This window comes from Streptomyces sp. CS113 (assembly GCF_002188365.1).
GTDB lineage: Bacteria > Actinomycetota > Actinomycetes > Streptomycetales > Streptomycetaceae > Streptomyces > Streptomyces tendae.
On sequence record NZ_KZ195574.1, the window covers coordinates 6,130,270 to 6,152,818 of the forward strand.

The window sequence follows — 22,549 nt, forward strand, 5'->3', positions numbered from 1 at the left end:
ACGGGCGGTGGCTCTCCCTTGGAACCTCGTGCTGACCCCGGCACAGGGCCGGGATCGAAGAGATCTGGGGGTTGCTGTGAAGAAGCGCCGGAGCAGCACGACGCGTCGGCTCAGTCGTACCGCGATGTTCGCTCTCGTTCGAGGGGCGGCGTCGGGAGCGGGAGGAGCACTGTTCGCCGGAGTCCTCTGGTGGATTGAGAGCCGATAAGTTGGCGGTGGCCTGGTGCGGCGTGACTCTGCACCAGGCCACCTGCCTCCGCGCCGTAGCACGCTGCGGTCTGTCCCAGCCGAGCGCCTCGCTGCTCGACAGCGACTACACCGGGCCCGAGGCCGTCGTCCACGGAGACCTCTACCCAGAGAACCTCCTAATGGCTGCCGGAACCGTGTCCGCGGTCGTTGACTTCTCGGCACCTTCACCATGACCGGCGACCCGCTCCGCGACGTTGCCGGCGCCTGCATCTACTACCGCCAGCACGAGGACGACCGCCTCGCCGTCCGGCGGCGCCTGCTCGATCAGGCCGTCGCCCGCGCCCCCGCCGGCCGCCGCCACCTTCTACGCGCGTACGTCGAGATCATCGCGATCCTCACCTGCGACCTGTATCCCGAGAGCCAGAAGCCGATCCAGGCCACCGGCCACTACCAGTGTGCCATCGCTGTCCTATGGGACCTGGGCTGGAAAGCTACTGACCAAATTGGCGCTGACTGCGCCGGCTTACAGCACCGCCAAGGCTCCCTCACGGACGTAAGCTCCGCCGAGCTGCGAAAGGCATGGGGGCTACTCCGCGGCCCGGAAGCAGTCGGTGCGCCGGGCGCCGGGACGACGTCGAACCCTGCGGCGGCGCTGGGTCGCGACCTGACCGGGGCCGCGCCGTTCAGCGAGGACCACCCGGAGAAGGTGTCGATGGTCGTGCGCTGGTTCTGCGACGAGGACGGGGATCTGGAGGGGATCCTGGCCGACGACGCCGGGCGGCTGGCGTCGGCGGCGGGGTGATCTGGCTGCTCTACCCGCACCTCCGGTGTCCCCAGTACATCGAGCCGGCCGACGTCTTGGAGGCCGCGCAGGCGGCTGGTCTCCGTCACATCACGACCGTCAAGGTGGCGACGGACTGGGACGGCGCCCAGCTCGCGAACCCGTTCGCCTACCAGGCACGGCGCTAACCGGGGCGGGGGTGTGAGGCAAGGAACCCCTTGCCGCACACCCGTGCCGAGGCGGGATTCATGTGGGCGATGGAGGCGCGCGACCTGGCCGATCGAGGGAGAGCTGCCGAGAAACCTCCGGCTGAGGACACTAGCGCCTCCCAGTCGGCCGCCCCGCGATCTAGTCCTCCGTCTGGCGGGGACGGCAGTCGCTTCCTCTCAGGCACCCGGACGAATCCTGTTCTGCGTGAGACGGTCAATGACCTGAGTGGGAAGACACCCGTGCTCCGTCATCACCGATCGAACGTGCTGTCGCAGTGCCTGCTCTGCCTGGATTCCTGCCGCGCTGGTAAGTAGATCGCTCCAAACGATGGAGACGTCACCGGCGATCTGTTCGACAGTCTCGGTCGAAGCGAGGTAGACGTTGGCGTTCGCGGCAGGGGCGTGCTGCGGATCGACGGTGAGACGGTCCGACACGATGATCGCCGGACTACCGGCAGGCGGGTGGTCCACGGAACGATCCGCCGCCAACTGATCGAGCTGCGTGTTCGCCTGCCTGATGTCATGGAGCGGCAAGAGGCCGTCGGCGTGTTGTTCGGACTTAGCCTCGACAGTCATCCAGATCGTGGTGCCCCATACCCAAGCTGAGTCACACCTTCCCTGCCCCTTGGGTTTGGAGGACTCAGCCCCAAGGAACGATCCGAGGGCGGTAAGCCCTCCCTCGTAGACCGTTGATTCGTCCTGTGCCAGCGCCTCACGCATCTTCGTTAGGTCATCGTTCACGCGATTCGGGCGAAGTGGACCCCGCAGGCGCGCGACGATCGTACTCACAGCGACCACGTCCATGCTCGCGAGTGAAACCTCCTCGGTCCCAGGAAGCTGAGGCATTTCCTTAAGCCAGGTGCCACGCACTTCCGACGCGGCGGCCGCTTGGCGCACGAGCTCCCTCGCCCGCCCGCGCTGGGTCTCGTCCTCCGCTCCGAGATGTAGCCAGACCCCCGAGAGATACAGCAGGAGACCGCGATAGCCGCGGGTGCTCTGACCACCGGTGCCGACCTGTCTCGCCGCCTCTTGCAGCTGCTCGCTCGCAGCGATCCATTCGCCTCGGAAGGCCAGGTGCCATGCCTTGACCTCCGAAGCGGCTGAGGAACCGAGCGCCTCCGCACCCGGTGCCTCGACCTTCACCGCGTCCTGCCGGAACTCTGCCACGAGCGGCTCGCCATTTTCCCGCCAGGCGGCATCGTGTTCGAGGAACATCTCGATGTTCTCGATGACCTCGTCAGGATCGGTACCGCGGCTGTTCTGCCACCCGAACTCGACCTCGGCCTGCAGCTCGGGCTCAAGAGCCTCGCGGTTCTCCGGCCGGCTGAAGTACCTCGTGATGTCTGACCCGAGCACCACAACGACGGCGTAGTCGTTGGGCCCTCGTGTACACCGTCCCGCTCCCTGAACGATGCGCGTTCGAAGACGTTCGGCGAGGGCGGCGCTTGCTTCGGCACGCTCGCTCAGGAACTTCTCCTGCAACCCGACCGCGTCAGGCTTCCCGCCGAGCACGACGATACGACAGGCTTGGCCCGGAAGGTCTAGGCCGTCGTAGCGGTTTGCCAGCCCGAGCACACCCGTCGGCGCCATGGCGAATGAGTCGAGACCTTGCTCGACATCGTCTCGCCCCATGACCGGAACGCCTTCGCCCGCGAGGTCAGCTGCGGCCGCTTCAGTCTTCGCCAAAGTCTCCTGGCTCAGCACCAGCGCCTTATTCGTGACACCGACGATCCGCCTTGTCAGACCGAGCGCATCCCCACCCGCTGCGAGGTCAGGGAACACGAAGAGCCGACGCCCAGAGCGCGGTGGAGTCTTGGTGGGCAGCGGCATCCTGATGATGTGCTCACGGCCAAAAGCTCGTTCGAGTTCGCCTCCGGATCCAAGCGTCGCCGACAGGTAGATCCGCTGCTCAGCGCGCGAGAAGATCCGATTCTCGAACGTCGGGGGAATCACCGGACGAATCTGAATCCCGCCGTACGAAAGGTAGACACAGCAGGACACCAAGCCCGAACGGATCATCGCGAAGTCGAACGTGTACGGCGCTGGCAGCTTCGCGAGTGCCGCGTCGAGCCTTCCGAGGGCACTCGGGTTGATTACAGGAAGGAGGAGTCGCACCTGGTGATGCGCACCGGGGTCAGGTTCGCCCCGGAGGCGCTGAAGCAGCAGCCCAGATAGGAACGAGGACAGCGCGTCGAGGACGCTTTCATACGCCTCGGGGTCCTCGTAGCGGCGGATGGTGAGGCCGTACTCCGCACCGACGAACTGCTCGCCAGCGTGCGCATCGTCGAGGACGATCAGACGGGGCTCTGGAAGTTTTGGACTGCTGTTGAAGATTGCACTATAGGTGGTTATGCCGATCGCCTCGGCGCCTTCCACGGCACTCTGTTCGAGGATGTCCCAGCGCTTGTGACTCCCGATGAGCAGGTGACTCGGAACACCCTCGCGGCGCGCTGTCGCGAGCACCTGACGCGCCAACTGCTTAGTGGGAGTTGCATAGATGACGGGCCCTTCGCTCCTCCGCCGCACCCACTCGGCGATCAGCAGGCCGGGAATCGTCTTACCGGATCCTGTCGGCAGCTCAAGGGCGAGGTCCGGCGTCTTGTGATGGTGTTCGGCATACGCTCGGATGACATCACCTTGGTGCAGCCAGAGCCCATCGACTGCAGCGTTAGTCCGAGGCAGCGTGCCGCTGAGATAGAGCTCCTCCGGCGAAGGGAACTGTTGCTGGATGCGCTTGGTCTTGCCTTGGAACGCCAAGGTTCGGCTCCCGTCTGTCGTTGTCCGCCCTGGGGACGGTGGGTCAGCTAGTTTCAGGGCGGGTTCTGGGGCAAGCGTGCTGGCATGCACGGCATGTCGTCGATAACAATCCTTGCGAGGATGCCCTGCTCGTCGCCCGCCTCTGGCAAACCTTCATCACCACGCAGGCGCTGTCCTGGGATGCCGACAGGCCGTCTTGGACCCACGCCACGACAGCGTCTGCGCACGTGCTCTGCTGGAACGTATCGGTGTTCCCCGCACCGGCCTGGGCCGGCCGCGGTGCAGGCCGACCAGGTCATCGCAGACAAGGCTTACAGCTCCCGCGGCTTCCGTGCCTACCTGCGGAAACGTGGCATCGCGAACACCATCCCCGAGAAGATCGACCAGCGACGGCACCGGCTGAGGCGCGGTGGCTACGGCGGCCGACGGCTAGGGTTCGAAGGGGAGACCTATCGGCGGCGCAACGTGATCGAGCGCTGCTTCAACCGGCTCAAGGGCTTCCGCGGCATCGCCACCAGATACGAGAAGACTGCTACTTCTTACGAAGCGGCGGTCAGCCTCGCATCGTTCCTGCTCTGGGCAAGATCCGTTTGAAGACGGACCCTAGTGGTGTGTCTTACTGGCTCTAACAAAAGCCGCTGATCATGAGGCTGTCGGCCTCTCTGCTCGTAGGTCTGGGTATGGGAAACCGTCAGTCGCGGCCGTGGATCGTGTCGGATGAACTGTGGTCGCTGGTCGAGCCGTTGCTGCCGACGCCAGGTCCGAAGAAGGTCCAGGGCAGACCGCGGGTGCCGGACCGGCAGGCCCTGTGCGGAATCCTCTTCGTGCTGCACACCGGCATCCAGTGGGAGTACCTCCCCCAGGAACTCGGCTTCGGCTCGGGCATGACCTGCTGGCGGCGCCTTGCGGCCTGGAACGAGGCCGGCGTCTGGGACCAGCTCCACCAGCTGCTGCTGAACGAGCTGAGGTCGAAGGACCGGCTGGACTGGGAGCGGGCGGTGATCGACTCCTCGCACGTGCGGGCTGCCCGACGGGGCCCAAAAGCGGACCGAGCCCGGTCGACCGCGCACGGCCGGGCAGCAAGCACCACCTCATCGTCGACGGTCAGGGCATCCCGCTCGCGGTATCGCTGACCGGCGGAAACCGCAATGACGTCACCCAGCTGCTGCCCCTCCTCGACAAGATCCCACCCGTCGCGGGCCGGGTCGGCAGGCCCCGCCGGCGGCCGGACGCTCTGCTGGCCGACCGCGGCTACGACCACGACATCTACCGCCGCCAGCTCTGGCAGCGCGGCATCCGGCCCGTGATCGCCAGACGGGGCGAGCCACACGGCACCGGCCTGGGCATCTTCCGCTACGTTGTCGAGCGCACGATCGCCTGGCTGCACGGCTTCCGCCGCCTGCGCATCCGCTGGGAACGACGCGACGACATCCACGAAGCCTTCCTCGGACTCGCCGTCTGCCTCATCACCCACCGCCACGTCCAACGCCTTTGTTAGGACCTCTTAGTCACGTTCACTGGTCGGATGGCGAGGACAGTTCCGTCCTGGTGGATGGAGACCGGACCGCCCCATCCGCTGTCCCAGCCGGTACGAGGCCATGATGTCCGGTGGCTGTGGGTTTGCGTGCGCCACCGAGATACCTGGGTCTTGTGGCTGCTGCGGTCGGTTCCCCTCGCCAGGTGCTTGAAGAGATCCTTCTGGGCGCCGGAGAAGGCCTCCACGTGCTGGCCGTTGAGGCGGAAAATGTAGTCCGTCCCGGCGAAGACGTCACCCAGCAGGGTGCGGGTGATGTCCTGCACGCTGCCGGCAGCGGGATGTTCGAACGTTTCGAAGAATTCGCTGCCCTGCCGGTTGGTGAGGAGGCGCGCGGTGGCGCGTCCTGACCCGGCAAAGGCCGTCAGCCCAGCGGCGTCGGTGTGACCCAAGGTCTGCTGAAACCAGGCGAAGTGCTCAGGCTTGACCTGGCAACCGGGCAGGGGAGGGGAGGTCCGATCACTTTGCGCGGGAGGCTCGATGCCGGGGAAGTGATTTTCCTGCCGCGGCAGCTCGTCCAGGTCTACGTCCGCGGTGTTCCCCCCACTCGGGACGGTGAGACGCGCCCCTACGCCCGGCGCATGAAGGGCATGGACAGCGACTGGCCCGTCCAGGGGAAGCTCGGTGCTGAACAGCAGCGCGGGCGTCTGGTTCCACGCCCCCACATGCAGGCCGTCGGCGTACGCCGCGCATGAGGCCAGTTGTTCATGGGAAACAGCAGCCCCACTGTGGTTGCCCTTGCAGGCGATCGGCACGATGACAGAGGGATGTGACGGCTTCCATACCTCCGCCAGGAAGTGGGGCCGGTAGCGGTAGCTGACACTGGCGCCGGGTTCGTCCTTCTTCTTCTCGGAGGCGTTCAGTGCCCAGCCGGCCCGCAGGACCGTGTCGGAATGAAGGATCGACACTCCGTAGCCGGGAAAGCGGCTCCGCAGAATGTGCTCGGCGAGCACGAGAGCGAACGCCTGGCCCAGTTCCTCGGACTGCAGCGTCTTGTAGTGCTTGGCGATCTGCCGCCCTTCCGAAGACAGCCAGAGGTATGACCCCTTTCCTGCCCGCAGAGCCTGGACGTACTTCAGGCTCCCCCAGTGCTCTGCGAGTCCGCGCGCCGCACCCCGACGGGTGAGAGACATCCCGCGGGCGAGTCGGTGCAGCAGCGTGATGTACGGCAACCGGACGGACCGCTGCAACTCCGATTCGGGCAGTGCCTGAAGCCCAGGTTTGCGCCGCAGAGCGGGTGGGGTTTCCGGGCGGGCTTTGCCTTCCCTCTCGGCCTCCTCTGCTTTGCGCTCGTGTGCCTTGCGCCTCCTGCTGTCTTCGCTCCGCGCGGCTGCGTCGACGCTGCCGACGAGGGTGCTTGTGGAGTTGGTGGCGACCACGACCGGTTGTAACAGACGTTCCAGTACTTCGGCTGCGCTCGGTGTGTCTTCCATGAGGCCCCCTCCGCTCGCACGGTTCCCACGTCACAAGGGTGTCCGGCGGCATCCCGTGCTGCCAGATGGCAACCGAACAATGGCCTGATTCATCAGACCTCAGCGTCGCTCATGAAGCGCAGGGCGACGCTGGGCCGGGATCGGTTCGGTCTTGCTTTTGTGGCCGAAGGCGAGGGTGAACGCGGTCACCGTGGCGTTCTCCACGGCCAGCGGGGGGTGGGCGTAGGTGTCCCAGGTCTCGGAGAACTCTGCGTGCCGGGAGAGCGCCTGGACGGTCTTCGGGTCGTGGTGTCCGCAGGCGCCCAAAGTGCTCGTGTAGAAGTGCTTCAGGTCATGGAAACGTGTCCCTTCAGGGAGACGCGCCAGCCTGCATGCTTTCCGCCACTTGTCGTGAAAGTCGCTGTACAGGACCGGTCTGCCGACCCGATTCGTCACGAGGAGGTCTTCGGCCAGGGGTTCGGTGAAGCCGCGTGCGAGGCGTCGCCGTTCGGCCTCTTGGGAGACGGTATCGGGTTCAGTGAACTGGGCACGGTGCTGTTGCAGTTGGAACAGCAGGAAGTCGTCAACGGGTAGTGTGGCGAAGCTGGCCTTGGTCTTGAGGGTGACCGCCCTGCCTCGTTGGCGTTGCTCTTGGACAGTGATCCGTCCCCGGCTCCAGTCGACGTGGCTGCCTTTCAGCCCGCAGGCTTCCCCCTGGCGAAGGCCTGCGCAAGCTCCGAGCCAGATCATGATTTCGTAGCGTGGCGCCACTTGGCGCATGGCCGTCGCGACCGCTGCAACCTGCAGCGGCGACAAGGCGACCCTGACGCGAGGCGTCACTTCCGGAAGCTCGATGCGCGTCACGATGTTGGGCGGCAGGAGAACATCCTCGTCCAGCATGTAGTGCATCAGAATGCGCCACGTTTTGAAGATCTGTACCACTGTGTACATGGAACGGAGTCTGGGCTGAGTGAGAAGGAAGTCGATGAATGCGGTGGAGTCCCGACGGCGGAGTGTGCCCGCAATCCGATGACCGGCAAATGGCAGGATATAGTTGTTCAGATGAGCCGCGTAGTTGTTCGTTGTACGCGTCTTCTTGCCTCGCGTCCGTCTTCGCTCAATCAACTCTCGTGCATAGAACTCAACAGAAAGACTGCTTGCGCTGAATTCTTTCGGTACTTCAGAGCGGGCGGCCGCGCCGACTCCGTCCAGATAGTCACGGCACTCCTGCCATGAAGCGAAGGAGACGCGCCTTGGAGTTCCGGCGATGTCTGTGTAACGCGCTTGCCACTGGAGCCCCCGGGTGTGATCTGAAGACGGATACAACGGACGTCGCTTGGTGCCGCACCTGCACGGTGTTTCTCCGCGCTCAGGCTTCGGATACGACTTGTGCCAGCGGTCGAACGGCTCGCTTCTCTCGTTCATGGCCCTCGTACCTGTTCGTCGGCTCGGCTTCTATCTCCGTCGCTGGCTGCGGTCTTGGCTGCTGCCACCCGTGCGGAGGTTCGACTGCACTTCCCCGGGCTGACATGTGCGCCCGAGGTAAACCTTCTCGGTGCACGCTTTCCGCTACGTTCCGTAGTTATGCACAACTGTTCATGGTGCGCCTGATGGGGTGACGGTCGAGTCGCAGTGTGCCTGCATCTCGACCGCTTCCAGACCCCCGGCTGCTCTCCATTGGTCTGCAAATCCGACGACTCCGGGAGGAACGTGGCTACAGTCTGGAACTCCTTGCGGAGCGCAGCGGACTGAGCTTCCGGGGGCTCATCTACATCGAGCACGGCCAACGGAATCCGAGTGTGCTGACGCTTCTCGACATTGCGGCGGGACTGGATGTGCCGCCGGGCCGGCTTCTCAACGACACGTGCGGGCGAGACGGCGGTGAAATCTAATCGCCTGACGGGAGGCGAACGGGGTTACGGAGATATCCGGCGGCGAAAAGAGGGTTTTCGATGGCCTTGCTGATCACCGCCGAATGGTGAGGTGGCTCCGAAATATTCTGAGCGTGCGCCGGTTTTCTGTAGTTGGCATCTGCTAGTGCGTATAGTTTTCGCGATGCTGCCGGGACCTTCTCAGAAGTACCCGCTTCCGTGCTGTGGACGGCAGCCCCGGCGATCGGATCAATGTGGCTCAATGGGCGTACAGGGTCCGGTGAGGCCTACGTGCTCGTATGATGTGCCGGAACCGCACACGGGTGGGGCTGTGGTGCCGGTTGCAAGCGCCTGTACCAACGGGGTCCAGGCCTTGGCGCGAAGGTGGGGGCGTCGTTGTACCTGGCCTGTTTGTATGCAGAGAACTTCAGGATCTTCGGCGCAACGCCACAAAAGGACGGTGACAGAGACGCCAGCCTGAGCCTGGATTTCGGCCCCGCCACGAACGTCCTCGTCGGCGAGAACGACAGCGGCAAGACCGCCATCATCGACGCGATCCGCTTGTGCCTGCAGACGACCGCGGCAGACTTCTACCGCATCACGCGTGACGACTTCCACGTCGGTTCAGACGGACGTGCAGGGGCTTTCAAGATCACATGCGGTTTCAAGGAGCTGACGACGGAGGAACAAGCAGTCTTCCTTGAACTGCTCACCGCGGACGGCGACGGCAACGTCGCCCTCTACGTCACTGTCAAAGCGGAGTTGATGGACCCGTTGCGTCCCCACCGCGTCGCGGTGACGACACGTACCGGCCGCGACGGGCAGGGGCCGGCCCTGGACGGCGCCGCGCGTGAGCTGCTGAAAGCCACCTATCTCCGCCCGTTGCGGGATGCCGAGGCAGAGCTGCGCTCGGGCCGTGGATCACGGCTGTCACAAATCCTGGCCAGCTACCCGGCGATGCGCGCCCAAGGCGAGGACGACTTCAACGAGGTGACTGGCAGCGCGAGCACCCTGGTCGGCATCCTGCGTCGCACGGAACGCCAGATCAGCGACAACGACGCGGTGACCGCAGCCCGGGACGACATCAACACTGGATACCTCCAGAAGTTCTCCATCGGCTCCGACATCCTGCGCGGCGAGATCGGTGTCGCAGGCGATGCGACACTCGCCCGGGCCCTGGAACGCCTGGAACTCACCTTGTTCGCGGGCACGGGAGAGTGGACCAGGCACGGCCTTGGTTACAACAACGCCCTGTTCATGGCCGCCGAACTCCTCCTGCTGAACAACAACAGCGCCTTCGCGCCCCTTCTGCTGATCGAGGAACCCGAAGCCCACCTCCACCCGCAGCTTCAGACCCGCATCATGGACCTCCTGCGCGACCGCGCCGACGTGGCCAAGACGGCCGGGACACCACCGGTCCAGGTCATCCTCTCCACCCACAGCCCCAACCTCGCATCAGCCATCCCGGTCGAACACCTCACCCTCGTCGCCCGCGGATCCACTTTCCGCCTCGCCCCAGGGCTGACCCACCTTGACGAGGGCGACTACGCCTTCCTCACCCGCTTCCTGGACGTGACCAAAGCCAACCTGTTCTTCGCCCGCAGCGTCGCCATCGTCGAAGGCGACGCTGAAGCCATCGTCCTGCCCGCGCTCGCACAGGCCATCGGCAAGTCGTTCAACGCATGCGGCGTGAGTGTCGTCGACGTCGGCGGCGTCGGCCTCTTCCGCTACAGCCGGATCTTCCAGCGCGAAGGAGAGCAGATCCCGGTCGCGGTGGCCTGCATCCGAGACCGCGACCTGGTTCCCGCCGGCACCTCCTCCGAAATGCGCAAGAAACTGAAGTGCTCGGCAGAGATGACCGAACAAGAGATCGACAAACACGTCGCAGCACTGAAAACGAAGGACAGCGGCCACGTACGCACCTTCGTCTCCGATCACTGGACCCTGGAGTACGACCTGGCCGCCGCCTCCTGGACCATGGCGACCCTCATGCACCAGGCTGTCCGCGCCGCCGTCGCTTCCAAGACCACCTGGCCCACCGCGGACAAGCTCGCCGACCTCGACCGCTCCGCGCGAGACGAGGTCATCAAGTGGCGCGAGAACAACGTATCGCTGGAACAGGCAGCCCTGAACATTTACGAGCCGCTGCGCATGGGGCGGGGCAGCAAGCCGATCGCTGCCCATCACGCGGCCCGGCTCCTGCAGAACGCCTTCGTGACCGAGGACGACCTGCCGCCCTACCTCGTGGCCGCCTTCACGTATCTGTGCAGCGAGGTCTGAGCGATGACGAGCCTCTACGCACCTGACGTCTTCATCAAGGACAAGGTCGAAGCACTCGCCCATCAACTCCGCCTCGAACTGCCGCACCAGGAACAGTGGGACTTCATCCAGAGCACAGAGTCCCTGGACCTCCAGGCAGCTCCCGGATCGGGCAAGACCAGCCTGATCGCACTCAAACTCGCCCTCCTGGCCCAGGGCTGGAACTCACCCACCCGCGGCATCTGCGTCCTGTCCCACACCAACACAGCCAAAGACGAAATCACCAGCCGTCTCGCGACCACGCCAGCGGGCCGCCGCCTACTCCAGTACCCGCACTTCATCGGCACCATCCAGTCCTTCACCAACACCTTCTTCGCCCTGCCAGCCCTACGAGCCCGCGGCATCGACGTGCAGACCGTCGACGACAGCACCTATGCGGACGCTGCCCTGCGCCTGCTCGAACGCCACCCGGCCTTCCGCACGCTGAATGCCTCACTCGGACACCGCCGCAATGGCCTCACGCTCGTGGCCGAGGCACGTTACGTGTGCGACGCCGGGGAACTCGCCACGACGGCACCGGACGGCACCCAGCCCTTCACGTCAGGCAGCCCAAGCGGCCGGCAATTCGCGGCTCTCAAAGAGAAGCTCACTGAGCAGGGCATCTTCCGGTACCACGACATGTTCGCTGTCGCGGAGCACTACCTTGTCCGCCATCCACAGCTTGCTGAAGCCGCTGCCCACCGCTTCCCCTTCGTCCTCCTGGACGAAATGCAGGACACCAGTGACCTCCAGCTACGCCTGCTCGACCAGGTCTTCGGTTCCCCGAGTACTGTCGTCCAACGTGTGGGTGACATCAACCAGCGCATCTTCACCGATGGACCGAGCACCGCACAGCCCTCGTCGTTCCCCCTGCCCCACGCCGCCCAACTCCCCGTCAGCCGCCGCTTCGGCAGCAAGATCGCAGCACTCGCCAGTGACCTCACGATCCACCACCCCCAGCGCATCGACGGTGCGGGCCACGACGGGAACGTCGTCCTGCTGCTCTTCGACGACGACTGCGTCGCCGAGGTCGTGCCGGCCTTCGAGCGAATGGCAGCGGCCACGGTCCCCCGGCAGCTCCTGCTGGACAGCCCACCCCGCGTCCTGGGCGCCCGCCTCAGCCGGGGCGGCACCAAGGCTTTCCCCCAGTCCGTGTCCTGCTACGTGCCCGGCCTCACCACCGTGCCCAGCCAGACAACAGGCTCCCTGATCACGACAGCACGCGCCGCCCGGACACAGCGCCAAGCCGGTGACAACCGCGCAGCCATCACACTCCTGTGGAAGGCGATCCGTGACATCGCCCGACTCGCCAGCCCAAACGGCCTGCCCCCGTTGCAGCGCCTTGACCGAGACCCGGCCACCGCCGGGGGGAGGGCACGTCTGCTTCTGCACGAGATGCTGACGAATCCGCTCGACAGTCCTGTTGAATGGGCGGTTCTTACCAGCGGGCTTGTGCGGCTGCTGCCTGAACTGACTCAGAGCCCCCTGAAAGGGGTGACACGTCTCTCGGATCCCCTTGCTCACGTCCCGTACGTGGACCTGCCAGCCCCGGCGCTTGAGGCGCAGACGGCTGATCCGGAGCAGGATGTGGTGCTGTCGCGTGCAGGGTCGATCCAGAGCGCCAAGGGGGAAACCCATGCGGCCACACTCATCCTCGAATGCCTGGAGCGAAGCGGAAAGAAGTACGACGTGCACGAGGTCCTCGGGCTCCTGAGCGGGCAACGCGACGCCTCCCGGGCCCTGGCCACGGTCCAGCGCGCGGCACAACTCGTCTTCGTGGGCGCCACCCGCCCCACCCACCTGCTTGCGTTCGCCGCTCACCGTACGAGAGCTGAGGTGTACGTCGAGGCGATGACCGCCCGCGGCTGGTCCGTGCAGGACATTCGCGCCCTATGACCGACTACGCGCCGCACTTGCCCCCAGCACCGACCGGCGCGGGCAGGTGCATACGCGCGTATGGGCGAACTGACGCAGTCCTCCTCCTGAGCTCGGGGCGCCAGGGGCTTGTGCCCACTGGTAGGCCAGGCCCACAGGTGCGTTTCAGGTGCGTCGACACGCCAGAACGGTTTATTCTGACGCGCAAACTACTGGATGTGGTGTACCTTTGCCGACGTGAGTGAACAGCAGGATGTCATCGCGGAACTCGGCGACGCCGGTCTGCTGACCGGCGTGCGTTGGGCCTATCTGAGCGCTACTGCTCGGGCATTGGAGACGTACTCCGAGGCCGACGGCCATGACGCGGCCTTGCTCGGCAACCTCAGGTACACCCTTTTCCGCGATCGCCTCGACCGTGTCTTCGCCTGCGAGCGTTACGCGGTGCGCTCCGGCAACGACGACGCCGACCTCGACCTGCTGTACGACCAGTTGTCCGAACGGGACATCGACGCCATGCCACTGCTGGACGCGGGGCTGGTGCGACGCGCCGACCTCAACGGCAGCCCCGGCTGGGCGCACGGGGAGCGCCGCTTCCTACTCGCTTCGGGCGACTTCGGCAGCCTTGACCGGCTGCCCTGGCCCCGGAAGAGTCCGACGAAGCAGCGTGTGGCCCGCCAACAGGCCCTTGAGCTGCCGCAGCCCTCGCTCTTCGAGGATTTGGAGTCGGAAGAGCTCATCGGCCTGGAGGAACTGGCCACAGAGCTGGAGCTCGACCTCACCACGTATGTCGTCGCTCACAGCCTTGATCCCCTTAGCGGGCGGATGGAACTGATCTTCGGACGTCCCCGGCTCAACAACGGCGGGGGACAGGCGTGGCATTGGCGGCACGACATCCTGAGCGCGCCGCCCTCTGACGGCGGACGCCGCACAGATGACACGCCACTGCCGACCGGGCCGAACATCGTGCCGGACGCACCTGTCCGTCTGCGCCGCCCCGGGCAGAAACGCCAGGACAACCGTGCTAGTGGTGAAGGGTGAGTTCACGTACATCTACGATCGACCGGGCGGCAGAGGTCGCCCCGCTCTTCGACAGCGCCCGCCTCAAACTAGCGAGGCACCTGGCAGGCCTGCGCAAGAGTGACCTGGCCGCCCTGGTCGACAAAAGCCCTACCGCCGTGGCGGCCTGGGAGTCCGGAGCGAAGAGACCCACCGCCGCCACGGTGGCGCAACTGGCGCTGAGCCTGTCAGTCGACCCGGGTTTCTTCGCAGTCCGTGCTGAGGACGTTGCCGCTCTCAGCACGGCACCACACTTCCGCTCGCTTCGCTCCACCAGCCAACGGGCCCGAGACCAGGCCTACGCCTATGGCCAGCTCGCCGTGGACATCACGGCCAGCTTCGAGCGGCACGTCGAACTTCCGGACCCTGACGTCCCCAGTTTTCCCGTGTCCGCCGAGGACCTGGACGGCGACGGCCCGGAACGCGCGGCGCAACTGGTGCGTCAGGAATGGGAGATCGGGAATGGACCAGTTGGGCACCTCGTCAGGATGCTCGAGAACCGCGGCGTTCTCGTGGTCTTCAGCCCACCGCAGGCAGCAACCGTGGACGCCTACTCGTTCGATAGCAGACTTCGGCCCGTGGTGGTGCTCAATCCGATCAAACGGGACTACTACCGTCAACGGTTCGACGTGGCCCACGAGCTAGGACATCTGGTCATGCACGGCGACGCAGAGCCTGGCGGGAGGATCGTCGAGGCCCAAGCACATCGCTTTGCCGCCGAGCTGCTGATGCCCGCCGACCAGTTCCGGAACCTGCTTCCTGTCACCATGAGCAGCACCGTTTGGCGAACACTGGCCAGGCTGAAGGAGCAGTGGGGCGTCAGCATGCAGGCTCTTCTGTACCGGGCCCGGTGGCTCGGCCAGCTCAGCGACACGTCCTACCGCAATGCCATGACGACCATTTCAGCTCGCGGCTGGCGCCGGAATGAGCCTGGCTTGGTCAGCGCCATCGAGCAGCCGTCCCTTCTGCCAAGAGCCGTGGAACTGCTGACGCAAGAAGGCATTGACGAGTCCCAACTAGTGGCACAGTGCCGCGTACCGGCGGAGTTGTTCCGGACAGTGACGGCCCGAACGCCGGACACCGAAACACCCGCCTTGACAACGTCGTCAGGCACTGGTCAACAGGCTAGCGGGCGAGTGGTGTCACTACTGGAACGCAGGAAGGGACTGCGTTCCCTGGAAACCGCAGAGCGGCCGTGACAGCAATCCTCCGAAGATCGCGTGATGCCGCTCCACCCTCACCACTGATCGTCAGCTTGTCTCCTTGCCCCCTCGGTGCTCGGCTCGGGCGGATAGCCTCTGGCCCGGAGCCAGACGTCGAGCGCGAGGGCAACGATGTCGCCGTGAGGTAGGTCGGTGTCGGCGCTGCATCGGCGGATCCGGCGCTGAAGCTGGAGGTCTTCCGGGACGGCGTGGTTTAGCTGTCCGCGTTTGGTGTGTCGGCTCCTCAGAACATCCAGTGTGTCGGGATGCGGTGCAAAAGCGTCGTCGGTTGGCTGGCACTCGACGTCGAGTGCGTTGGCGATTTCCCGCAATCGACGGGCGAAGGCGGAGTGGTCGGGCACGAGAGCTGCTCCGGTCGTTCCGGCTAGGCGGATAGCTATCCGTCTAGATGGCTATGGGAATAGTCGGCACGAGGGGCGGCTGCAGCCCCCTGTGGGTAGGCCGCCCCTCGTGTACTGCAGTCGGGCTCAGAACCCGCGGGCGGTGAGCCACTCGTCCAGTGCGACCGAGACGATGTCGCCGATGGGCAGGTGATCGAGTTCGTTGTCCAGCGCGAAGCGCTTGATCCGCTTCTTTAGCTTCAGCGCTGTGGGGACCGACGAGTCGAGGCTCTCCCGCGCGATGATGCGCTGATTGAGGACGGCGGCGACCTCCGGAACGTCCTTAGGACGGCCCTGGCCGTGTGCATACGGCGTCCCGTGGTTGGGTGCCTCCTGCGATCGAGCGTCCTGTTCCTGGTGAGCCCCCGGGTCCTCCGACCTCACCGGGAACGCCGTACTGCCAGCCACCGGAGGAATGGCAGAGCGAACCGCCACCTCGGCGGCCCGAGCCACATCAGCAGCCACGGACGTGGCCTGGGACGAGCCATGCCGCGCAGCAGGTTCGGACGGCTGCGTGGCCTGGACCGCAGGAGCTCCGGGCTCGGGAGCGGGAACCGCCGGAGGCACCTGCTGCTCCAGCGGTTCTCCGGCGGCCGCCGTCCCCGCCTCGGGGGTGACGGCGGTCGGGCGAATCGGCTGACTGACGGTCGGCTCCGGGACGGAGCCGCTCTGCTCAACAGCCGGCTGGGTGGAGGTCTGCGCGGCCTCGGTAACCTCCTCGGTCCGGCCGTGCGCCGATGCCTCGGCGGGAACGGCGAGACGAGCGGACTGAACCTTCGACTCGTCGGCAGCGCGGGGGTCTTCGCCGTGGGTGGCGGCCTGTTCGGCGGCGTACTGCTCGGGGGTGAGTTCGGCAGTCGGCGGCGGGGGTGGAGGCGTCGCCTTCTTGGCTCCGCCCAGGGTGCGGCCCGTGCGGCGGGCCGGGGGCTTCATACGCTCGCTCATGCCGTGAGCTCCTTCATCAGTTCGGCGTACTCGCTCAGCTCGGTCGGGATCTCGCCGAAGGCCTCCATGTAGTGCACCCAGGAGTGGATGGTGGTCTCGGCGAGGGGGAACGGTTCGTCGCGGTTCGGGCCGATGCCCTCGCCCTTGGCGGGTTCCAGAAGCTTGTCCTTCGCGGTGCGGGGCAGGCTGGTGCGGTCGTCGGCCTTGACCAGAACGACGTGGGCGGTGATGTCGCGCTCGTTGTGGGCGGCGGCGCGCTCGGCCTCGTCGAAGGTGGCCACGAGCTTGCGGCGTTCGATCTTGGTGGGGGCGATGGGCACGAGCAGCAGGTTCGCCTCGGTAACAGCCTCGTGGAACAGCTTCGCGCTGCCGCCGCCGGCGTCGACCACGATCGCGCCGAACTCGGACCGCTTCTCGCGGATGTAGTCGGCGATGTCGTCGAACGGGTACCGCTCGACCACGAGGTTCTCCGGGATCTCGAAGCCCTCGGCCTTGGCGACCTTGAACCAGTCATAGGCGGACTGGCTGGTCGCGTCGGCGTCCAGGAGCAGCGTCGGCAGTCCCAGAACGACGGCGTAGTAGAGGGCGATGAACCAGGCCGAGGTGGTCTTGCCCGTGCCGCCCTTTAGCATGCCGACGACGATGACGAAGGCGTCCCAGGCGCGGGCTGCGGCCGCAGCCAGGGTCTTCATGCGGGTGTTCTCGTTCACGTGAGCTTGATCTCCTGAAATTGGGAAGGTGCGTTGTCCGATGTGCGTCGACGGGCCGACAGGGCTGGCGGCTGCCTACCGACGGAGGGGCCCGTGCGGCAGCGCTGTGCCCGGGACTGTGCTCGGTCGACTTATTGATCTGTCGGGCACGGCGGGAGACACCGGGCTGGGCGGGGGCGTTCATGACCGCTTCCTCGGTGCACGCGCTGGGCCGTGGTTGTGCGGGGGACGCATCCTGGTGCTGGCCTGGTGCAGGAGCCGGTAGACGGTGGCGACCGAGTAGTTGCACTTCTGGGCGAGGTCCGGGACCGTGGCGCCAGCCTCGTACCGTGCCCGCAGGGACAGCGCGAGCTTGTGCCGTTCGACGGCCCGCGCCGCGCCGCGCATCCGAAGCGTCTGCTGCGGGGTGCGCACAGCGCCGCCGGCCTCGATCAGCAGGCGTCGGGCAGTACGCCTCGTCCCAGCCCCCGCCACGGCGAGCTCGGTGAGGGTCGCGCCGTGCTGCTCGTACAGGGCACGCAGGTGGGCCGCGAGGCGCTGGCGCGCGTGCGGATCCTGGCGCATCCGACGGGTCTGCCACGACGTGCGCATCCCGGTCTTGGCCTCGCGCAGCCGGTTGAGGACCGTGCCATACGACAGCCCACTGGCGGCGACGAGTTCGTCGACCGTTGCACCGGCCTCGTACTGCTTGCGCAGGGCCTCGGGCGTCACCGCCTTGCTCGCATCGGATGTGACCGGGGGCTCTGGGTTCATGCGAGGGACTCCCATTCGCTGAGGGCTTCGGCATGGGCGGCGGCCAGCTCGTCATAAGTGCGCTGGTCCGATGGGGTGATGAGGATCAGTCGGCCGTCGGTGGCCACGCGCCATTCGGCGTGAGGGTGGCCCGTGACCGGGTCGAGAACACGCCCGCCTGGGGCGTGCCACGCGCAGGAGATCTCGTCGGGGCGGGGTGCCGGAACCAGAATCTGGCGGTCGTCGCGGACGATCACCACGGCCGGGCTGCGGTGCTCCGACAGCCGCTCCAGCGCCTCCCGGTAGGCCGCCCGCTCGGCCGCGTGCAGGGCCATGCGCCGGGCCGCGACGCCTGCGGTGCCGTACTGCTGGGCGACCACGTCCCATCCTTGTGCCGGGTGTACGGCTCGGTCGGGCCCGGCATCCAGCGTGTTGGCACCGAAGCCCTCCAGCGCGCGAGGCGCGAGGGTCCAGGTTTCTCCGCGGTGATGCACGAGGCCGTGGTCGGCCAGGCGGCGCAAGGCCCGGTAGGCGGTGGCCCGAGGCACCGATGCCGAGCCGACGAGCTCGCCGACGGTCTGAGCCGGCCGGGCATGAAGCGCGCCAAGGATCACCAGAGCGGAACTGCCGAGGCCGTGGTGGGCAAAGGCGTCGTGGCCCATCAGACGGCCGATGACGGTGGAGTCGATGTCGGCCTCGGCCGCGGTCCCTGTCTCAGGGGTGGGCCACTCCTCAAGTGCCAGGTCGGGGGGGTACTGAGTGGTCCGGGAACGAGACAACGAAGTGGGAACGCCATGGCCGTGGGCGCTGCCGTCACCGACGTACCAGGCGGACCCCTCCCGGCCATGGCCGACCCGCAGGCGGCGCAGCCATCCGCGCGGCTTGAGAACGGTCTCGTAGACAACCCGCAGCGTCGTCCGGGAGATCCCGGCCTCCTCGGCGGTCTGCCGCTCACTGGCGTGATGCAGGGGTCCGCCCGCGATCTCGGCGAAGTTCAGATGCGCCCGCAGCACCCGCAGTGCTGTCCTTCCGCGTTCCCCTTGCCACGGCGTCGTCTCGATCCGGTCCCGCAGCGCGGCGAGAACCTCGTACGCCTGCTGTCGCGACTCCACGACCCGCGTGCTGGCCACTGCGGCTGAGGCACTGGCCCACACTCGGCGGATGTAGTCCAGGGCCCGTGCCTGCCCGGAGCGCAGCGCAACGTGCTGGGCGTGCCGACCACCCTCGTGGTCGGGGTGGAGCAGCAGCCGGCTCAGCTCGTCGATGGTTCCGCCGACGCGGGCGACGTGGCAGGCGATGGCCGCCGTCATCCGGTGACCGTGCTCGGCTGCGCCCTGACGGACATCGCGCAGGACCGCGGTTCGGCCGTCGGAGCCGAGCCTGCTGTAGCTTCCCGCCGCATAGCGGCCGGTGAGGTCTCCGAGCAGGACAAGGTCAGCCGCTGCTCTGGGCAGCCGGTGAAGGCCCAGTCGCTCGCTCGGGTGAATTGGACGTCGGGGTGAGTCTGCCCGCTGGGTGTGATGTGGCACTGTGGGGTCGTCTCGCAAGGACGTGGACGCCACCCGGGCCCGCTAAAACCACGGGTGGTGTCCGGAACCGACCTCCAATCGGTGCCAAGCGAAGCCTCCAGGATGGCCGTCCTGGAGGCTTTCGTATGCCTGGCTCCGCACCGGAGGCAGGCGTCCCCATCGCGGCTCGACCGAGACCGGCTCGGAACGCTGCCAGAGAAGTCCTGACCCGTCCGACACCGTCCCGACCTCGGCCGGCTCGGAGTCAAACAGATGGCGATTGCCTCTGACTGACTCCGAGCAGCTCGGTTCGAATCGGGGTCGAATCAGAGCGGCTTCCTCTGACTGCCTCCGGTCGCCTCTGCAACCCGTCCTAGCAGGTCACAGCCGGTCCGACCTCGGAAAAGTGCAGGTCAGGAAGGTGCTCCAGGAGAACCCGGCGTACAGCCCGACTCGTCTGCCGCTCACCGGCCCCGGGCAGGGGCGGTGGTTCCGTGCCCCGAGCCGAATCCGCGCGCGTCGGTCCTTGCGGTCTGTCGCCGCGACCGTGAGCCGAGGCGGATCATCGTGAGCCGCCGGGGGTGAGCGGGCGAACCACTCCCGTCCGCAGTGACCGCGGCCCGCAACGAGCCGCGCTTCCGACGAGCACGTAGGCGCCCACCGTGTTCCCCACGACCGTGGTCAGCGCGGCCTGGCCCTGGGCCAGCGCCCGCCCGATCACGAACAGAACGGTAGGTCGAAAGTTTCGGTGATGTGCATCCTCCTTTCTGGAGGCTCTGGTGGGGGGTTTCTGTTTGCAGGGTGTTGCCCAGGGGTGAGTGCGAGCTGATCTGTGTGTTTGGGTCGACGGCGCCGGTTTCCTGCCCGTCGAAGGTTTCGAAACATTTACCGAAACTGTTGACGCTTGATGGGTGCAGGTCAACACTGTCGCCGTTGTCCGAACCCGCAGGAGAGGAACACCCCCCATGAACCTGCTCGTCCCGCCGAGGCGTCGCAGACGCGGTCTCGTCACCCTGCTCGTCCGGAGCGCCTGGGCCGTCGCCCTCGCCGCGCTCGCCGCTCTGATGCTGCCGGGCACCGCCCAGGCGGACACGGTCGTCACGACCAACCAGGAGGGCACCAACAACGGCTACTACTACTCGTTCTGGACCGACAGCCAGGGCACCGTCTCCATGAACATGGGCTCCGGCGGTCAGTACAGCACCTCGTGGCGCAACACCGGCAACTTCGTCGCGGGCAAGGGCTGGAGCAACGGCGGGCGCAGAACCGTCCAGTACTCGGGCAGCTTCAACCCGTCCGGCAACGCCTACCTGGCGCTCTACGGATGGACGTCGAACCCGCTCGTCGAGTACTACATCGTCGACAACTGGGGCACCTACCGGCCCACGGGCGAGTTCAAGGGCACCGTCACCACCGACGGCGGTACGTACGACATCTACAAGACGACGCGGTACAACGCCCCCTCCGTCGAGGGCACCCGCACCTTCGACCAGTACTGGAGCGTCCGGCAGTCCAAGCGGACCGGCGGCACCATCACCACCGGCAACCACTTCGACGCGTGGGCGCGGGCCGGGATGCCGCTCGGCAACTTCAGCTACTACATGATCATGGCCACCGAGGGCTACCAGAGCAGCGGCAGCTCCAACATCAACGTCGGGGGGACCGGCGGCGGCGATAACGGCGGGGGCGGTGGCGGTGCCTGTACCGCGACGCTGTCCGCCGGGCAGAAGTGGGGCGACCGGTACAACCTCAACGTCTCCGTCAGCGGTGCCAGTGACTGGACGGTGACGATGAACGTGCCGTCCCCGGCGAAGGTCTTGTCGACCTGGAACGTAAATGCCAGTTACCCGAGCGCGCAGACGCTGACCGCCAAGTCCAACGGCAGCGGGAGCAGTTGGGGCGCCACCATCCAGGCCAACGGCAACTGGACCTGGCCGAGCGTCTCCTGCACCGCGGGCTGACCCAACGCACCAGCGGAGAGGAGGAATCACTCGTATGCGTACCAGTATCGGATCACGCGCGTCCTCGCGCACCCTGCGCACCCTGCGCACCCTGGCCTCCGGTGTCGCCGTCACCGCGCTCGCCGCCGCGGGCACCGTCGCGGCCGGGGGTGCTCCGGCCCAGGCCGCGGCGTGCAACGGCTACGTCGGGCTCACCTTCGACGACGGCCCCTCCGGCAGCACCCAGTCCCTGCTCAACGCGCTCAGGCAGAACGGGCTGCGGGCCACCATGTTCAACCAGGGGCAGTACGCCGCCCAGAACCCCTCGCTGGTCCGGGCCCAGGTCGACGCCGGGATGTGGGTCGCCAACCACAGCTACACCCACCCGCACATGACCCAGCTCAGCCAGGCCCAGATGGACTCGGAGATCTCCCGGACCCAGCAGGCGATCGCGAGCGCGGGCGGCGGGACGCCCAAGCTGTTCCGGCCGCCCTACGGCGAGACCAACGCGACGCTCCGGTCGGTCGAGGCCAAGTACGGGCTGACCGAGGTGATCTGGGACGTCGACTCCCAGGACTGGAACAACGCCAGTACCGACGCGATCGTGCAGGCCGTCTCGCGGCTCGGCAACGGCCAGGTCATCCTCATGCACGACTGGCCGGCCAATACGCTCGCGGCCATACCGCGCATTGCCCAGACCCTGGCGAACAAGGGGCTGTGCTCCGGCATGATCTCGCCGCAGACCGGCCGCGCGGTCGCTCCCGACGGTGGTGGCGGCGACAACGGCGGGGGCGGTGGCGGTGCCTGTACCGCGACGCTGTCCGCCGGGCAGCGGTGGGGGGACCGGTACAACCTCAACGTCTCCGTCAGCGGTGCCAGTGACTGGACGGTGACGATGAACGTGCCGTCCCCGGCGAAGGTCTTGTCGACCTGGAACGTCAATGCCAGTTACCCGAGTGCGCAGACGCTGACCGCCAAGTCGAATGGCAGCGGGAGCAGTTGGGGGGCCACCATCCAGGCCAACGGCAACTGGACCTGGCCGAGCGTCTCCTGCACCGCGGGCTGACCGGCCCCGACCGGTCCGCACCCGTGACCGACTCCCACGGGTGCGGGCCTCCGGGGGCCGGGG

The 22,549-nt window shown here is 66.7% G+C and carries 20 protein-coding genes and 1 pseudogene; 12 read left to right on the forward strand and 9 right to left on the reverse strand.

Features of this window, described 5'->3' with window-relative positions; genetic code table 11:
• Positions 1 to 209 precede the first annotated feature (209 nt).
• From B9W62_RS41255 to B9W62_RS40325, 3 genes are read left to right on the forward strand one after another with little or no spacing between them, the layout of a single operon-like run.
• Positions 210 to 422 (forward strand): phosphotransferase, encoded by a 213-nt coding sequence (locus tag B9W62_RS41255; RefSeq protein ID WP_373433708.1) that lies wholly within the window; start codon positions 210 to 212, stop codon positions 420 to 422.
• Positions 419 to 991 (forward strand): hypothetical protein, encoded by a 573-nt coding sequence (locus B9W62_RS40320; protein ID WP_179235700.1) that lies wholly within the window; start codon positions 419 to 421, stop codon positions 989 to 991. The genes B9W62_RS41255 and B9W62_RS40320 overlap by 4 nt, the downstream gene beginning before the upstream one ends.
• Positions 988 to 1,158, forward strand: coding sequence for a DUF3052 family protein (locus B9W62_RS40325; RefSeq protein ID WP_179235701.1), 171 nt, complete (start codon positions 988 to 990; stop codon positions 1,156 to 1,158). Before B9W62_RS40320 ends, B9W62_RS40325 begins: the two co-directional genes overlap by 4 nt.
• A gap of 198 nt (positions 1,159 to 1,356) precedes the next feature.
• Here B9W62_RS40325 and B9W62_RS27440 read toward each other — a convergent pair whose 3' ends face one another.
• Positions 1,357 to 3,936 carry a DEAD/DEAH box helicase gene (locus B9W62_RS27440; protein ID WP_179235702.1) on the reverse strand — a complete coding sequence of 860 codons (2,580 nt, stop codon included), beginning with the start codon at positions 3,934 to 3,936 and terminating at the stop codon, positions 1,357 to 1,359.
• Positions 3,937 to 4,215: 279 nt separating this feature from the next.
• Here B9W62_RS27440 and B9W62_RS40330 point away from each other — a divergent pair, with 279 nt between their 5' ends.
• On the forward strand, positions 4,216 to 4,530 hold the full coding sequence (locus tag B9W62_RS40330; protein ID WP_179235703.1) for a transposase: 315 nt from the start codon (positions 4,216 to 4,218) through the stop codon (positions 4,528 to 4,530).
• An 86-nt stretch (positions 4,531 to 4,616) separates the two neighbouring features.
• A protein-coding gene (locus B9W62_RS39755; protein WP_256976609.1) for an IS5 family transposase occupies positions 4,617 to 5,434 on the forward strand; the annotation gives its coding sequence in 2 pieces (ribosomal slippage) (positions 4,617 to 4,968 and positions 4,968 to 5,434; 819 coding nt in all).
• Here B9W62_RS39755 and B9W62_RS27460 read toward each other — a convergent pair.
• Positions 5,431 to 6,903 carry a hypothetical protein gene (locus B9W62_RS27460; protein WP_087809662.1) on the reverse strand — a complete coding sequence of 491 codons (1,473 nt, stop codon included), beginning with the start codon at positions 6,901 to 6,903 and terminating at the stop codon, positions 5,431 to 5,433. The genes B9W62_RS39755 and B9W62_RS27460 overlap by 4 nt on opposite strands.
• 99 nt (positions 6,904 to 7,002) lie before the next feature.
• Positions 7,003 to 8,307 (reverse strand): tyrosine-type recombinase/integrase, encoded by a 1,305-nt coding sequence (locus tag B9W62_RS27465; RefSeq protein WP_087809663.1) that lies wholly within the window; start codon positions 8,305 to 8,307, stop codon positions 7,003 to 7,005.
• Between the two features lie 209 nt (positions 8,308 to 8,516).
• On the opposite strand from B9W62_RS27465, the gene B9W62_RS27470 reads away from it, so the two are divergent.
• From B9W62_RS27470 to B9W62_RS27490, 5 genes are all read left to right on the forward strand, one after another.
• A complete protein-coding gene (locus tag B9W62_RS27470) occupies positions 8,517 to 8,774 on the forward strand; it encodes a helix-turn-helix domain-containing protein (RefSeq protein ID WP_256976610.1) in 258 nt (85 codons plus the stop codon).
• A gap of 375 nt (positions 8,775 to 9,149) precedes the next feature.
• Positions 9,150 to 11,033, forward strand: a complete 1,884-nt coding sequence (locus tag B9W62_RS27475; RefSeq protein WP_143665480.1) for an ATP-dependent nuclease — start codon at positions 9,150 to 9,152, stop codon at positions 11,031 to 11,033.
• 3 nt (positions 11,034 to 11,036) lie between these two features.
• Entirely contained in the window at positions 11,037 to 12,947 is a 1,911-nt protein-coding gene (locus B9W62_RS27480; RefSeq protein WP_087809665.1) for a UvrD-helicase domain-containing protein, read from the forward strand.
• A gap of 216 nt (positions 12,948 to 13,163) precedes the next feature.
• Positions 13,164 to 13,964 (forward strand): hypothetical protein, encoded by an 801-nt coding sequence (locus B9W62_RS27485; protein ID WP_087812134.1) that lies wholly within the window; start codon positions 13,164 to 13,166, stop codon positions 13,962 to 13,964.
• Positions 13,961 to 15,181 carry a helix-turn-helix domain-containing protein gene (locus B9W62_RS27490; RefSeq protein ID WP_087809666.1) on the forward strand — a complete coding sequence of 407 codons (1,221 nt, stop codon included), beginning with the start codon at positions 13,961 to 13,963 and terminating at the stop codon, positions 15,179 to 15,181. Before B9W62_RS27485 ends, B9W62_RS27490 begins: the two co-directional genes overlap by 4 nt.
• Before the next feature lie 38 nt (positions 15,182 to 15,219).
• Here B9W62_RS27490 and B9W62_RS27495 read toward each other — a convergent pair whose 3' ends face one another.
• From B9W62_RS27495 to B9W62_RS40895, 6 genes and pseudogenes are all read right to left on the reverse strand, one after another.
• Positions 15,220 to 15,546 (reverse strand): hypothetical protein, encoded by a 327-nt coding sequence (locus B9W62_RS27495; RefSeq protein ID WP_087809667.1) that lies wholly within the window; start codon positions 15,544 to 15,546, stop codon positions 15,220 to 15,222.
• Positions 15,547 to 15,672: 126 nt separating this feature from the next.
• Entirely contained in the window at positions 15,673 to 16,530 is an 858-nt protein-coding gene (locus tag B9W62_RS27500) for a hypothetical protein (protein WP_087809668.1), read from the reverse strand.
• On the reverse strand, positions 16,527 to 17,240 hold the full coding sequence (locus tag B9W62_RS27505; RefSeq protein WP_087809669.1) for a ParA family protein: 714 nt from the start codon (positions 17,238 to 17,240) through the stop codon (positions 16,527 to 16,529). Before B9W62_RS27505 ends, B9W62_RS27500 begins: the two co-directional genes overlap by 4 nt.
• 180 nt (positions 17,241 to 17,420) lie before the next feature.
• Positions 17,421 to 17,993 (reverse strand): helix-turn-helix domain-containing protein, encoded by a 573-nt coding sequence (locus B9W62_RS27510; RefSeq protein WP_256976611.1) that lies wholly within the window; start codon positions 17,991 to 17,993, stop codon positions 17,421 to 17,423.
• Positions 17,990 to 19,282 carry a helix-turn-helix domain-containing protein gene (locus tag B9W62_RS27515; protein ID WP_087809671.1) on the reverse strand — a complete coding sequence of 431 codons (1,293 nt, stop codon included), beginning with the start codon at positions 19,280 to 19,282 and terminating at the stop codon, positions 17,990 to 17,992. Before B9W62_RS27515 ends, B9W62_RS27510 begins: the two co-directional genes overlap by 4 nt.
• Before the next feature lie 826 nt (positions 19,283 to 20,108).
• Positions 20,109 to 20,216, reverse strand: a pseudogene (locus B9W62_RS40895) (LysE family translocator); the annotation flags it as partial.
• Between the two features lie 229 nt (positions 20,217 to 20,445).
• Between B9W62_RS40895 and B9W62_RS27525 the strand changes: the two are divergent.
• Both B9W62_RS27525 and B9W62_RS27530 read left to right on the forward strand, forming a co-directional pair.
• Positions 20,446 to 21,441, forward strand: a complete 996-nt coding sequence (locus B9W62_RS27525) for a glycoside hydrolase family 11 protein (protein ID WP_087809673.1) — start codon at positions 20,446 to 20,448, stop codon at positions 21,439 to 21,441.
• Between the two features lie 34 nt (positions 21,442 to 21,475).
• Complete coding sequence (locus B9W62_RS27530) at positions 21,476 to 22,486, forward strand: polysaccharide deacetylase family protein (RefSeq protein WP_087809674.1); 1,011 nt, start codon at positions 21,476 to 21,478, stop codon at positions 22,484 to 22,486.
• The last annotated feature ends 63 nt before the right edge of the window (positions 22,487 to 22,549 follow it).